This window comes from Flavobacterium sp. HBTb2-11-1 (assembly GCF_009826975.1).
Lineage (GTDB): Bacteria > Bacteroidota > Bacteroidia > Flavobacteriales > Flavobacteriaceae > Flavobacterium.
On the sequence record NZ_WUMO01000004.1, the window covers coordinates 90,078 to 102,075 of the forward strand.

Genomic DNA, 11,998 nt, shown 5'->3' on the forward strand with positions numbered 1-11,998 from the left:
GAGATTATTTCTGTATTTAGGTAACTGCGACTGAAAACTGTGACTGAAAACTAAAAAGATGAAAATTATCTGTGTCGGCAGGAATTATGCCAATCATATAGAAGAATTAAAAAACGAACGCCCGAGTGAGCCTGTTGTTTTTATGAAGCCAGATTCTGCGGTTTTATTGAAACAGCATCCCTTTGTTATTCCCGAATTTTCAGAAGATGTTCATCATGAAGTGGAAATAATAGTGAAGATTAATAAAGTCGGAAAATATATTGAGCCAAAGTTTGCTCATAAATATTATGATGAAATAAGTGTCGGGATCGATTTTACGGCTCGAGATTTACAAAGCAAATTAAAAGAAAAAGGACTTCCGTGGGAAAAAGCCAAGGCATTTGATGGCTCAGCGGTTATTGGAGATTTTTTGCCAAAAACTGACTTTGTTTCTATGGAAAATCTTAATTTTGAATTAAGAAGCAATTCAGAAACAGTTCAAAAAGGAAACTCAAGTATGATGCTTTGGAAGATTGATGAATTAATCTCTCATATATCTCAGTTTTTTACGTTAAAAATTGGTGATATTATTTTTACGGGAACGCCTGCAGGTGTTGCAGCTGTAAAACCAAATGATGTTTTAGAAGGCTTTTTAGAAGATAAAAAATTATTCAGAATACAAGTAAAATAATGGCTTTAAAGTACAACCTTTCGAAAGTATATGCGCTTTCAGATAACGATCCTGAATTTGTAAATCAGATTTTAACTTTATTTGTTACAGAAGTTCCGGAAGATTTAAAACAAATTAAAGAAGGAATTAAAAAGAAGGATCACAAATATGCCTATTCGTATGCGCACAAAATAAAGCCAACATTAGATTTAATGGGTTTAAATGTGGCTTTTGAAGAAATCTTGCAGGTAGAAGCATGGACAAAAGCCGAAGGCAAGAAAAAAGATATTATCGAAACTTTTAAAAGTATTAAAGTACAGGTAAAAGAAGCGATTAAAGAAATTAAAAAAGATTTTGATCTTTAATATAAAATTTGACTTATTCCTGATTTCTTTAAATTAAGGAATAAGTCAAAATCATTTTTTTAAATTTTGTAAGCGGCTTATAATCTGTAAAAGCTGTTAATACCTTCCTCCAAGACAAAGTTTAAATTTTCTACTTATAAATTATAGTCTTGCTTAATGTAAGAATCAAAAATATTTCACTGATATGAAAGCAGCAATTATTACTATTGGAGATGAAATCTTAATTGGCCAAATCGTAGATACAAATTCGGCTTTTATTGCTAAATCACTTGATAGAATTGGAGTTGAGGTGGCAGAAATGCTGTCGATAAGCGATAATAAAAAACATATTTTAGACACTTTTGCGCAATTGCAAAACAGTGTAGATGTTTTGATTATTACAGGCGGATTAGGTCCGACAAAAGACGACGTTACCAAGGAAACATTCTGTGAGTATTTTAATGACGAGTTGGTTGTGGATCAAAAAGTTTTGGCTCACGTTACGGAGCTGATAGAAGGTTTCTACAAAAGGCCGATTTCTCAAATGAACAAAGATCAGGCTCTGGTTCCGTCAACTTGTACGGTATTGCATAATAAAGTCGGTACGGCGCCAGGAATGTGGATGAAAAAAGAAAATACGGTTTTTATTTCGCTTCCAGGAGTTCCTTATGAAATGAAATATTTGGTTGAAGAGGAAATAATTCCAAAAATCGTTCGTGAATACAAACGTCCTTATATTATTCATAAAACCATTTTAACGTATGGTCAAGGTGAGAGTTTAGTGGCAGAACGTATTGAGCAATGGGAAAACAATCTTCCAGAGTTTATAAAACTGGCTTATTTGCCAAATCCAGGAAGAGTTCGTCTGCGTTTAACGGCAAGAGGAACCAATAAAGAAGAATTAGAAGAAGCAATAGAATCTAATGTTCAGTCTTTAGATGCTATAATTCACGATATAATTGTAGGTTATGAAGAGAACGAAACAATTGAAACCGTAATAGGCAAATTGCTTTCTAAACAAAATAAAACCATCTCAACAGCAGAAAGTTGTACAGGAGGAAGAATTGCTTCGCTGTTGTCATCTGTTCCAGGTTCGTCAAGCTATTTTAAAGGAAGCGTTGTGTCTTATGCAACAGAAGCTAAAGTAAATGTTTTAGGAATTTCGCAAGATTTAATAAACCAATTTTCAGTGGTTAGTGCTGAGGTTGCATCTGCTATGGCTTTGAGTGTTAAAGCATTGCTGAAAACCGACTATGCGCTGGCAACGACGGGCAATGCAGGGCCTTCAAAAGGTGATTCTGATGCCGAAATTGGCACTGTTTTTATCGCTTTAGCAACGCCAGACGGAGTAATTGTAGAGGAATTTAACTTTGGACAACCTCGTGAAAAAGTGATAGATAAGGCATCTGTTAAGAGTTTGGAAATACTGCAGAAAGAAATTTTAAAAATTGTGCAATAATTTTTTGCTACAATGGTTTATTTTTCTTTTCTTTGCACCCTGATTTTGAATAACGATAAAAGATAAGTATAATGTCAAGAGTTTGTGACCTTACAGGTAAAAGAGCGATGGTAGGAAATAACGTTTCTCACGCTATGAACAAAACTAAGAGAAAGTTTTCTGTAAACTTAGTTAAAAAGCGTTTTTATCTTCCAGAAGAAGATAGATGGATTACTCTTAGAGTAGCAGCATCTACGATAAAAACAATTAATAAAAATGGAATCACTGCAGTTTTGAAAAAAGCGCAGTCAGAAGGATTTATCAAATAATCTTTTCCTAAATAAATATATAGCAAGATGGCAAAGAAAGGTAATAGAATCCAAGTAATTTTAGAATGTACTGAGCACAAAACTTCTGGTGTTCCAGGAACTTCTAGATATATTACAACTAAGAACAAAAAAAATACTCCAGATAGATTAGAGATTAAAAAATTTAATCCAATCTTAAAAAGAGTAACTGTTCACAAAGAAATTAAGTAATAATTAGAGATTTTGATAAAATCTCAAATGGTTTTTCATTTGAAGATTTATTGAATTCCAAAACATTTGAATCATGGCAAAGAAAACCGTAGCATCGTTACAAACATCTTCTAAGAGATTATCAAAAGCCATCAAAATGGTAAAATCTCCTAAAACTGGTGCATATACATTCGTAGAATCTATTATGGCTCCTGAAGAAGTTGATGAATTCTTGAAAAAGAAATAATTACAATTACATTATATAGAAAAGCTACTTTCATTCGGAAGTAGCTTTTTTATTACCTATATTTGTCTAAAAATTTAAAGAATCGTAACAATTGGCCTTTTTTTGAGAAACAATTGCGCTTTCTTTAAAGATTTGGATTTCTTGTCTAGAAATCGAGAAATCTAATAATCTAATAAACTACAAAAAATGAGTTTTTTTAAAAAATTATTCTCTAGCGAAAAAAAAGAAACTTTAGACAAAGGTCTTGAAAAAACAAAAACTACTTTTTTCTCAAAGTTAAGCAAAGCCGTTGCAGGAAAATCTAAAGTTGACGATGATGTTTTAGATGATCTTGAAGAAGTTCTTGTAGGTTCTGATGTTGGAGTAAACACGACATTGAAAATCATTCAAAGAATTGAAAAACGTGTTGCAGAAGATAAATATCTAGGAACAGACGAATTAAATCAGATTCTTCGTGATGAAATTGGCGCTTTGTTATCTGAGACTAATACAGGTGAAGCAACAGAATTTGAAGTTCCGAAAGATAAAAAGCCCTACGTTTTAATGGTTGTGGGAGTAAATGGAGTCGGAAAAACAACTACGATTGGTAAATTGGCTTATCAATTTAAAAAAGCGGGCCATAAAGTGGTTTTAGGAGCTGCCGATACATTCCGTGCAGCGGCGATCGATCAGTTGCAAGTTTGGGCTGATCGTGTAAATGTGCCTATTGTAAGACAGCAGATGGGGAGCGATCCTGCTTCTGTAGCATTTGATACTTTGCAGTCGGCAGTTGCTCAAAATGCTGATGTTGTAATTATTGATACCGCTGGCCGTCTTCATAATAAAATCAACTTGATGAATGAGCTTACAAAAGTAAAACGTGTAATGCAGAAAGTTGTAGCCGATGCTCCTCACGATGTACTTTTAGTTTTAGATGGTTCTACTGGTCAAAATGCTTTTGAACAAGCAAAACAATTTACAGCAGCAACAGAAGTTACTTCACTTGCTGTAACTAAATTGGACGGAACTGCAAAAGGAGGAGTTGTTATTGGTATTTCTGATCAATTTCAAATTCCGGTGAAATACATTGGTGTCGGCGAAGGAATTGAAGATTTACAAGTTTTTAATAAATATGAATTCGTTGACAGTTTTTTTAAATAATTTATAATGAAAAATATATCGGCTTTAACGTTCTATTTTGCTAGTGTAATATCTTTTGTTCTGGCAAACGTTTTAAAGGATAAAAATCTTTCAGTATACTATATTCTACTGGTTTTAGGAATTGTTTTATTCTTTTTGGGAGTGCTTAAAAGAATAAAAACTAACCGATAGTTTTTTATCTAAAAATATTTGAGCTTTTAAATAAAAGTGTTCTAAGGACTTTTATTTAAAAGCTATTTTTTTATTGATATAGTGCATTAATTTTCTCCCACAACGTTTTGTCAAAATCAGAAAGCGCAAGATTTACATTATCGGCGGCATCTCCCATTCTGATTACAACCATTTTCCTGCTTGGAATTACATAAATCTTTTGGTCGTTTTTGCCTAAAGCCATAAACATATCGCTTGGTCCAGTTGGGATTACACTTCCTTGAAAAGTTAACTGCGATTGCGGTAAATGATAACTTGATTTTCCGTTTAGCCACCATAAATACCCATAACCTAAATTTATGTTTTGAGAAGTTGTGGTTGCTTCATTAAAGAAAGCTTCATTCAGAATTACATTGTTTTCCCATTTTCCTTTATTCAGCATTAATAATCCAAAACGTGCCATGCTTCTTGTTGTGCTTGTATAAACGCTATTTACGCCAAGTTGAACCCAAGTGCCGTTCATGCCGATTTTGTCTCTTAATTTGGTGTTGAAATAATTCTCCCAAGTTTGTCCACTTGCTTTTGCTACAACGTCCTGAAGTTTTACATATACATTATGATATGCCCATCTGGTTCCAGCATCGGCTTTATAAATTAAATCTTCTGGATTGACTTCGTCTGAGGTATCGTCAAGACCAGAAGTCATGGTTAAAAGATGTTTACAAGTTATCAAGTTTTCTTTTGCCAGAGTTTCGCTTGTCCAGCCAGTTCCAATATAATCCGACACTTTATTGTTGATGTTTACCAGCCCTTCTTGCTGAGCAATTCCTGTAACGGTTGAGGTTAATGTCTTTCCTGCACTTGCCCAATACCAATTTGATGTGGCTGTATGGTTATTGAAATAGTTTTCTAAAACAATTCGGCCATTTACAAGTATGATGAAAGATTTAGAATGTTTGAGTTCTAGGTAATCTAAAAGTGGTTGTACAGCATTTTGATTCCATTTTAGATCAGCAATAGATTTTGTTTCCCAAGTTGTTCCTGTTAAGGGAGGAAAATACATTTTTTCTTCAGAAGTTGGAACGGGATCTGGTTCGGCTGAATCTTTACTGCATGCAGTTAACGACAAGAATGCCAGGATGGTGTAAATTATTCTGTTCATGTTTTTTTGTTTTTGGTTTGGGGTTTGACCAAAAATATGCAAAATAGTTTAATGTGTTTTTTGATTTTTTATTTCTTTTGATGATTATAAGACTATCTTTGTAGTCCAAGAAAAATTTCTTTTGAAAACGGGGGGGCTAGCCCTGATGGGAGCGGCATCCTTTTGTTTTTTTCTTTAAAAAACAAAAGATACAGCGGACAGCAGGATTAGCTCCTAAATCTTCGACTTCATTTAAAGAAAAAAGAATAAATTTTAATATTTTTATTTATGAAAAATGCTTTCATAGTTTTGTTTTGTTCGCTTTTGTTTGTGAGCTGTAAACAGGAAATACAACCTGCTGATATTGCTAAACTAAATGGCTATTGGGAAATTGAAAAAGTGGTTTTCGAGAAAGGTGAAGAGAAGGAGTATAAAATGAATGAAACTTTTGATTTTTTTCAAATCAAGAATAATAAAGGTCTTCGAACGAAAGTGATGCCGCAATTTGATGGTACGTTTTTAACAACAGATACTTTTGAAAATGTTTCAGTTCGTTTTGCAGGAGATCAAGTTTTCTTGGATTATAAAACGAAATACACCAAATGGAGCGAAGAAATTATTTCGCTTTCGGATGACAAATTCGTGGTTAAAAACCCTCAAAAAATAGAATATCATTATAAAAAAGCTGGACCAGTAAATCTTTTGAACGATGGCGAAAAGACTAAATAACGAAACAACTATTGGCGCTGTTTTACAGCAAATTATTCAGGTTAATAAATTGCAGCCTGGAATGGATCAAATTGATGTTCGTGAGGCTTGGAGACAGCTTATGGGAAATGGCGTGAATACGTATACCCGAAATGTTGTTCTTAAAGGCAGTACACTGTATGTTGAGTTAGGTTCTTCTGTTTTGCGTGAAGAGTTAACTCACGGAAAATATAAAATCGTAAAAATGATCAATGAAGAATTGGGGCGTGAAGTGGTGAAAGATGTGGTTTTACGATAGACTAAATTAGACTTCTTAGATTTTAGACTGGCTTAGATTTCAGATTATTAAAAAAAAATATAGATGATAAAAAGAAACCCACTTCAATGAAGTGGGTTTCTTTTTTTATTTAATTCTAAGAAATCTAAGTTAGTCTAAAATTCTAACCATCTAAGAAGTCAAATTAAAACTGCTCTCTAACTGCGAAGTGGAATGCACTTTCGATAGCAGCGTTTTCGTTGCTGTCAGATCCGTGAACTGCATTTTCTCCGATTGAAGTAGCGTATGCTTTACGAATAGTTCCTTCAGCAGCTTCAGCAGGGTTTGTAGCACCAATTAAAGTTCTGAAATCTTCTACTGCGTTTTCTTTTTCTAAAATAGCAGCAACAATTGGTCCACGAGACATAAATTCAACTAATTCTCCGTAGAAAGGTCTTTCTGCGTGTACTGCGTAAAATGCTTTAGCATCAGCTACAGTTAATTGAGTTAATTTTAATGAAACGATTTTGAAACCACCATTAGTAATCATTGCTAAGATATTCCCGATGTGTCCGTTTGCAACAGCATCTGGTTTAATCATTGTAAAAGTTCTATTTGTTGCCATTTTGTATTTTATTAAATTTTGTGCAAAAGTATACTTTTTTTATGAATTGATTTTAATAAATTCATAATTTAAACATACTAGAATGATGTTTTGCTTAGAAAAAGTTTTTTTTGAAATCATATAAGTGATGTAAGTTCATTTAAAAGCTTATTGAAAAATATTTGTTTGCAAATTATGCAGCACTACTAAAAATGATCTTATATCCACTTATATGGTTAAAAATTAGACTTTAAAAATCAATTTGTTTCTATAGAAAATCCATAAAATAAAGGTCCAAATGGCTACATAAGTTAACGCTCCAGCCAAAGAAGCAGCCATCGGATTGCTGAAAAATGGTGCAATGCCAAAACGGTACAAATAATCTAAAAGATTAGTCTGCTCACTTGGAATTGATGGATTTTGAAAACGAATCATTACTAAAGCTTGCGGAATAATCTGCGAAGCAAAGAAAACAATCATTGGGTTGACTCCCCAAATAACAAATAATTTGAATCCTTTTTTATATTCGGCAATGTCAATTATGTAATACAATACAGTTAAACATACTGTCGCTAATCCTGTAGTGTACAAAACATAACTGCTTGTCCAGATGGATTTGTTTATGGGAAAAACCAAATCCCAGATTAAACCAAAAAAGATTAGCGATGTACCAATCATTCCCATTCTTTGCGCTTTCTGGATTTTAGTTACACTAAGGAGCAGAATCTGACCAATAAATAAACCGATGATTCCGTTTACAATAGATGGAATTGTGCTTAAGATTCCTTCTGGATCCCAAGTATTGGTTTCATGATACATGTGGTCTTTTAGTAATATACTGTCAACCCACGCGGCCAAATTCGTTCCTCTTTCTAAATTGGCTTCTCCAATTCCAGGCACAGGAACTAAAGTCATAATTGCCCAATAGCCAAAAAGTAAAACAATTCCAGTAAAAAGTTGTGTTTTTCGTGATGTTTTTAAATACAAAAGCGAAACTACAAAATAGACTATTGCAATACGCTGTAAAACCCCAGGAAGTCTGACATCTGCATAGTTTTCAAAACCTCCATAAGCTAAAATGATATATATAGCTAGAATGCTAAAGGCAAAAATGTTTTTTAGCTTGTTGCTAAAATTTCCCATTAGCGCATAGCCAACGGCAAAAGTAATGATTAATCTGCCTATCAGAAGTGGGATTCCATCAAGGCCAAACAATTGGATTTTGCCAAAGAAATTAAAGAAAATCCCCAAGCACAGCATTCTTAAAGAACGAATCAGAATTTTGTTGAATGTTGTGTCGTCATATTTTTTCTCTGGCATTGCAAGCGGTACGGCAACTCCCATTATAAAAATGAAAAACGGAAATACAAGATCGGTTGGTGTGCAGCCATTCCATTGTGCGTGCAAAAGCGGCGGATAAACATTTCCCCAATCGCCGGGATTGTTTACAATAGTCATCAATAGAATAGTCAGTCCGCGAAAGACATCAAGCGAAATTAGGCGTTCTCTTACCATTAGGTTAGTTCGTTAATAGGTTATAAAATATAATTCTATTTGGTTTGAGAGAGCAATAATCTAGGAAATGAGCTGGTTATTTGTTCCTAAATTATCGCTTTTGAATTTCTAAAGATAATTATTTTAGATTATTATGATTTCAAAATTATGCTCTAAAGGTTTTAATTTCTGAATTAAAAGTGGAATCAATTGTTCTCCTTTTTCTAAATAAAATTCAGAAAAATTGGCTTGACGTTCTTGAAGGCTGTAATTCGGAAACAAGTCGCATTGTAAATCGCTAACACGTTCCAATTGATCGGCCAGTTTTCTTTTTTGCGCTTTTAATAAACGTTTTTCTAGATTTTCTAAACCTTTCTTTTGTTTGACTTCTTGTGCTTTTACGGCTCCTGAGAAAGATTTGTCTGTCTTTTCGGCCAATTCAAAAAGATAAGCGAACTGTTTTTCGAGTGCCTCTTTTTGTTCTGTTAAATCAATAGGAAATGGAGAAAGTTTATGAGTAATTTCATTAACTAAATTCTCAGGTTTGCTGAATAAATCTTTCCAAGTCAAACCTAAATTATCCGCTTTTTTAACTTGTTTTTCTGTTGCTAAAAGAACAGAATTTCGCACTAATAATATTGGGAAAGTAATATTTACAGCTTCAAAAAAAGCTTTAAGTTCAAGCCAATAAGCAATTTCTCCGCCTCCGCCAATGTAGCAGAGATTTGGTAAAATAATTTCCTGATATAGTGGACGCATAATTACATTTGGACTGAACTTTTCAGGATTACTGTCTAATAATTTGAAAATTTCATCTTTTGAAAATGAGATTTTGGTATTGTTCACGAAATATTTATCATTCTCAAAAATGATTCTTTCACGCAGTTTATCTTCAATGTAAAACAAATTAATCTCGCGCGGATTTACCTGAACGGTATAATCAGCAAGTTCTTCAATTGATTTTTGAACTGCTTTATATGAAGTCTGATTCTGTAATTCTTCTTTTGCAAACGGAATAAAAGCACGTTTTAAATCGGCGCTGTCTGCATCTATAATAACCAAACCATAATTGGCGAAAAGAGAATTGGCCAAATAACGCGTTGCATCTGCTAGATTTTCATGTTTTAAATAAGCGTCTTCAAAAAGTTTTTTAAGCGCATTTGCATTTGTGCTTGAGCCTAATTCTTTAGAATAAACTTCAAATAAATCTTCTAAGCCATCAGTTGCAAGCCTTCCGACTGGCCCAGTGCTTTCGGCATTCCAGCGGATTTTTTTTCCTTTAAAATTAAAATAATTAATCTCTTCAAAATCATGATCTTCTGTCGCCATCCAATAAACTGGAACGAAATTATAAGAAGGATATTTTGATTTTAATTCTTTAGTTAGATTAATGGTAGAAATAATTTTATATAAAAAATACAATGGCCCGCTAAAAAGATTTAGCTGATGTCCTGTTGTAATGGTAAAAGTATTTTCGAGTGCTAATAGCGAAATATTTTGTCTGGTTAAATCAGAAACCTCAATGTTTTGATATTGCTTCTGCAAAGTGCAAACCAATACTGCTCGGTTGTTATGGTCAAAATTGGCTGATTTTTCAGCAATTTGTTTTTCGAAATTTTCTAATGTTGGAAAATTATTGTACAGCGGTTTTAATTCTGGCTTTTGATCTAAATAATCCTGCATTAGTTTAGAGAAATATCCAGAAGATTGAAAGCTGATACAGTCGGTAGGCATAATTTTAAATTTATTTTTGACAGCTGTAAATTTAATGAAAATATACAGTTAAAAACGCTATTAACAATTGCTTAAGATTTGATTTTTTTCTGATGCTTTTAAAAACGTTGTAATCAGGATTTTAAATTTTGATTACCTGCGATTGTAGAAAATTGAAAATTTAGATAATTTGTTAAAATTATAAAGTAGTGGTGAAAGTAATTTGTATAAATATGAATTTTTAATAATGAAACTCTATTTTTGCAAATAAAAAAGATATCAATTTTCATGAAAAATAGCCCGAGTAAAAAGAACTCCCTAAAACATGTTCTTTTTGGAAGCCTTATAGGCACTACAATCGAATTTTTTGATTTTTATATTTATGCCAATGCGGCTGTATTGGTTTTTCCTCAATTATTTTTCCCAAGTTCAGATTCGACGATGGCCACTCTGGAATCCTTAGCCACTTTTTCCATTGCCTTTTTATCCCGTCCGTTAGGTTCTGCTTTTTTTGGGCATTATGGCGACAAAATTGGACGTAAATTTACCCTTGTTGCTGCTTTACTGACCATGGGAATTTCGACCGTTACCATTGGGTTTTTGCCAAGTTATGCCAGTATAGGTGTTGCGGCACCATTATTATTGATGTTATGCCGATTCGGACAAGGAGTTGGTTTAGGCGGAGAATGGGGAGGAGCCGTTTTGCTTGCCATTGAGAATGCTCCACCACACAAACGCGCTTGGTATGGAATGTTTCCGCAATTAGGAGCTCCAATCGGATTGTTGCTTTCAGGCGGAACTTTTCTATTGCTTACCGATTCGATGAGTAACGAAGATTTTATGAATTATGGTTGGAGAATTCCTTTTATTGCCAGCGCACTTTTGGTAATTGTTGGTTTTTATATTAGAACAAAAATTACAGAAACACCTTCTTTTGAAGAAGCTAAAAAACACGAAGAAGAAGTTAAAGTTCCTTTTTTAGAATTGGTGAAATCATATAAAAACCAGTTAATATTTGGAACTTTTGCAGCCATTACAACATTTTTGGTTTTCTATTTGATGACGGTTTTCACTCTAAGTTGGGCAACGTCAGATTTAGGAATTGCAAAAAGAGATGGGTTATTAATTCAATTATTCTCAGTATTGTTTTTCGCGCTATTTATTCCAGTTTCGGCTGTTGTGGCAGATAAAATTGGCCGTCGTAAAATGCTTATTGCGGCGACAGCAGCAATTGCTGTTTTTGGATTTTTCTTTTCGTTTTTCTTAAGTTCAGGAAATATTGCTTTGGTAGCTGTTTTTGCCTGTATCGGAATGTCTCTGATGGGATTCACTTACGGACCTTTAGGAACTTTTCTTTCTGAATTGTTCCCAACAAATGTTCGTTATTCGGGAGCATCTTTGACATTTAATATGGCAGGAATTCTAGGAGCTGCTTTTGCGCCAATGATTGCAATTTGGCTAGCTAAGACTTATGATGTGAGTTATGTAGGGTTCTATTTAATTGCTGCTGCTCTTATATCTTTAATTTCGTTTTTAGTGATTAGTAAAGACGAACATAAATTTTAAAAATATTTAAACTAAGAAATCGTAATTGCC

14 protein-coding genes are annotated in these 11,998 nt (G+C 33.4%); 10 read left to right on the forward strand and 4 right to left on the reverse strand.

Features of this window, described 5'->3' with window-relative positions; translation table 11 throughout:
- Positions 1-58 precede the first annotated feature (58 nt).
- From GR162_RS09850 to ftsY, 7 genes are all read left to right on the forward strand, one after another.
- Positions 59-670, forward strand: coding sequence for a fumarylacetoacetate hydrolase family protein (locus GR162_RS09850; RefSeq protein WP_160782015.1), 612 nt, complete (start codon positions 59-61; stop codon positions 668-670).
- Entirely contained in the window at positions 670-1,014 is a 345-nt protein-coding gene (locus tag GR162_RS09855) for an Hpt domain-containing protein (protein WP_008468078.1), read from the forward strand. The genes GR162_RS09850 and GR162_RS09855 overlap by 1 nt, the downstream gene beginning before the upstream one ends.
- A gap of 184 nt (positions 1,015-1,198) precedes the next feature.
- Positions 1,199-2,452 carry a competence/damage-inducible protein A gene (locus GR162_RS09860; protein ID WP_160782016.1) on the forward strand — a complete coding sequence of 418 codons (1,254 nt, stop codon included), beginning with the start codon at positions 1,199-1,201 and terminating at the stop codon, positions 2,450-2,452.
- A gap of 71 nt (positions 2,453-2,523) precedes the next feature.
- Positions 2,524-2,760, forward strand: coding sequence for a 50S ribosomal protein L28 (rpmB, locus tag GR162_RS09865; RefSeq protein WP_008468080.1), 237 nt, complete (start codon positions 2,524-2,526; stop codon positions 2,758-2,760).
- A 27-nt stretch (positions 2,761-2,787) separates the two neighbouring features.
- Positions 2,788-2,970 carry a 50S ribosomal protein L33 gene (gene rpmG, locus GR162_RS09870; protein ID WP_008253902.1) on the forward strand — a complete coding sequence of 61 codons (183 nt, stop codon included), beginning with the start codon at positions 2,788-2,790 and terminating at the stop codon, positions 2,968-2,970.
- Between the two features lie 73 nt (positions 2,971-3,043).
- Complete coding sequence (locus GR162_RS09875) at positions 3,044-3,196, forward strand: DUF4295 domain-containing protein (RefSeq protein WP_008468081.1); 153 nt, start codon at positions 3,044-3,046, stop codon at positions 3,194-3,196.
- A 186-nt stretch (positions 3,197-3,382) separates the two neighbouring features.
- Complete coding sequence (ftsY, locus tag GR162_RS09880; protein ID WP_008468083.1) at positions 3,383-4,336, forward strand: signal recognition particle-docking protein FtsY; 954 nt, start codon at positions 3,383-3,385, stop codon at positions 4,334-4,336.
- Positions 4,337-4,577: 241 nt separating this feature from the next.
- Here ftsY and GR162_RS09885 read toward each other — a convergent pair whose 3' ends face one another.
- Positions 4,578-5,648: a serine hydrolase gene (locus GR162_RS09885; protein WP_160782017.1), complete on the reverse strand. Its 1,071-nt coding sequence runs from the start codon at positions 5,646-5,648 to the stop codon at positions 4,578-4,580.
- Between the two features lie 267 nt (positions 5,649-5,915).
- On the opposite strand from GR162_RS09885, the gene GR162_RS09890 reads away from it, so the two are divergent.
- Both GR162_RS09890 and GR162_RS09895 read left to right on the forward strand, forming a co-directional pair.
- Positions 5,916-6,356 (forward strand): lipocalin family protein, encoded by a 441-nt coding sequence (locus GR162_RS09890; protein ID WP_160782018.1) that lies wholly within the window; start codon positions 5,916-5,918, stop codon positions 6,354-6,356.
- The gene (locus GR162_RS09895) at positions 6,337-6,633 is read left to right on the forward strand and encodes a DUF721 domain-containing protein (protein ID WP_008468101.1); all 297 of its coding nucleotides are present in this window, start codon (positions 6,337-6,339) and stop codon (positions 6,631-6,633) included. The genes GR162_RS09890 and GR162_RS09895 overlap by 20 nt, the downstream gene beginning before the upstream one ends.
- 163 nt (positions 6,634-6,796) lie before the next feature.
- Here GR162_RS09895 and GR162_RS09900 read toward each other — a convergent pair whose 3' ends face one another.
- The 3 genes from GR162_RS09900 to bshC all read right to left on the reverse strand — a co-directional run bounded on the left by GR162_RS09900 (position 6,797) and on the right by bshC (position 10,423).
- Positions 6,797-7,216 (reverse strand): nucleoside-diphosphate kinase, encoded by a 420-nt coding sequence (locus tag GR162_RS09900; protein WP_160782019.1) that lies wholly within the window; start codon positions 7,214-7,216, stop codon positions 6,797-6,799.
- A gap of 222 nt (positions 7,217-7,438) precedes the next feature.
- Entirely contained in the window at positions 7,439-8,710 is a 1,272-nt protein-coding gene (locus GR162_RS09905; RefSeq protein WP_160782020.1) for an acyltransferase family protein, read from the reverse strand.
- Between the two features lie 123 nt (positions 8,711-8,833).
- Positions 8,834-10,423, reverse strand: a complete 1,590-nt coding sequence (gene bshC / locus GR162_RS09910; protein WP_160782021.1) for a bacillithiol biosynthesis cysteine-adding enzyme BshC — start codon at positions 10,421-10,423, stop codon at positions 8,834-8,836.
- Between the two features lie 267 nt (positions 10,424-10,690).
- Here bshC and GR162_RS09915 point away from each other — a divergent pair, with 267 nt between their 5' ends.
- Positions 10,691-11,968, forward strand: coding sequence for an MFS transporter (locus GR162_RS09915; protein ID WP_008468105.1), 1,278 nt, complete (start codon positions 10,691-10,693; stop codon positions 11,966-11,968).
- Positions 11,969-11,998 lie beyond the last annotated feature (30 nt).

Excerpts from the sequence above, each read along its gene's own strand:
- GR162_RS09850 (WP_160782015.1), top strand. The coding sequence starts at position 59 with ATGAAAATTATCTGTGTCGGCAGGAATTATGCCAATCATATAGAAGAA.
- GR162_RS09855 (WP_008468078.1), top strand. The coding sequence starts at position 670 with ATGGCTTTAAAGTACAACCTTTCGAAAGTATATGCGCTTTCAGATAAC.
- GR162_RS09860 (WP_160782016.1), top strand. The coding sequence starts at position 1,199 with ATGAAAGCAGCAATTATTACTATTGGAGATGAAATCTTAATTGGCCAA.
- rpmB (WP_008468080.1), top strand. The coding sequence starts at position 2,524 with ATGTCAAGAGTTTGTGACCTTACAGGTAAAAGAGCGATGGTAGGAAAT.
- rpmG (WP_008253902.1), top strand. The coding sequence starts at position 2,788 with ATGGCAAAGAAAGGTAATAGAATCCAAGTAATTTTAGAATGTACTGAG.
- GR162_RS09875 (WP_008468081.1), top strand. The coding sequence starts at position 3,044 with ATGGCAAAGAAAACCGTAGCATCGTTACAAACATCTTCTAAGAGATTA.
- ftsY (WP_008468083.1), top strand. The coding sequence starts at position 3,383 with ATGAGTTTTTTTAAAAAATTATTCTCTAGCGAAAAAAAAGAAACTTTA.
- GR162_RS09885 (WP_160782017.1), bottom strand. The coding sequence starts at position 5,648 with ATGAACAGAATAATTTACACCATCCTGGCATTCTTGTCGTTAACTGCA.
- GR162_RS09890 (WP_160782018.1), top strand. The coding sequence starts at position 5,916 with ATGAAAAATGCTTTCATAGTTTTGTTTTGTTCGCTTTTGTTTGTGAGC.
- GR162_RS09895 (WP_008468101.1), top strand. The coding sequence starts at position 6,337 with ATGGCGAAAAGACTAAATAACGAAACAACTATTGGCGCTGTTTTACAG.
- GR162_RS09900 (WP_160782019.1), bottom strand. The coding sequence starts at position 7,216 with ATGGCAACAAATAGAACTTTTACAATGATTAAACCAGATGCTGTTGCA.
- GR162_RS09905 (WP_160782020.1), bottom strand. The coding sequence starts at position 8,710 with ATGGTAAGAGAACGCCTAATTTCGCTTGATGTCTTTCGCGGACTGACT.
- bshC (WP_160782021.1), bottom strand. The coding sequence starts at position 10,423 with ATGCCTACCGACTGTATCAGCTTTCAATCTTCTGGATATTTCTCTAAA.
- GR162_RS09915 (WP_008468105.1), top strand. The coding sequence starts at position 10,691 with ATGAAAAATAGCCCGAGTAAAAAGAACTCCCTAAAACATGTTCTTTTT.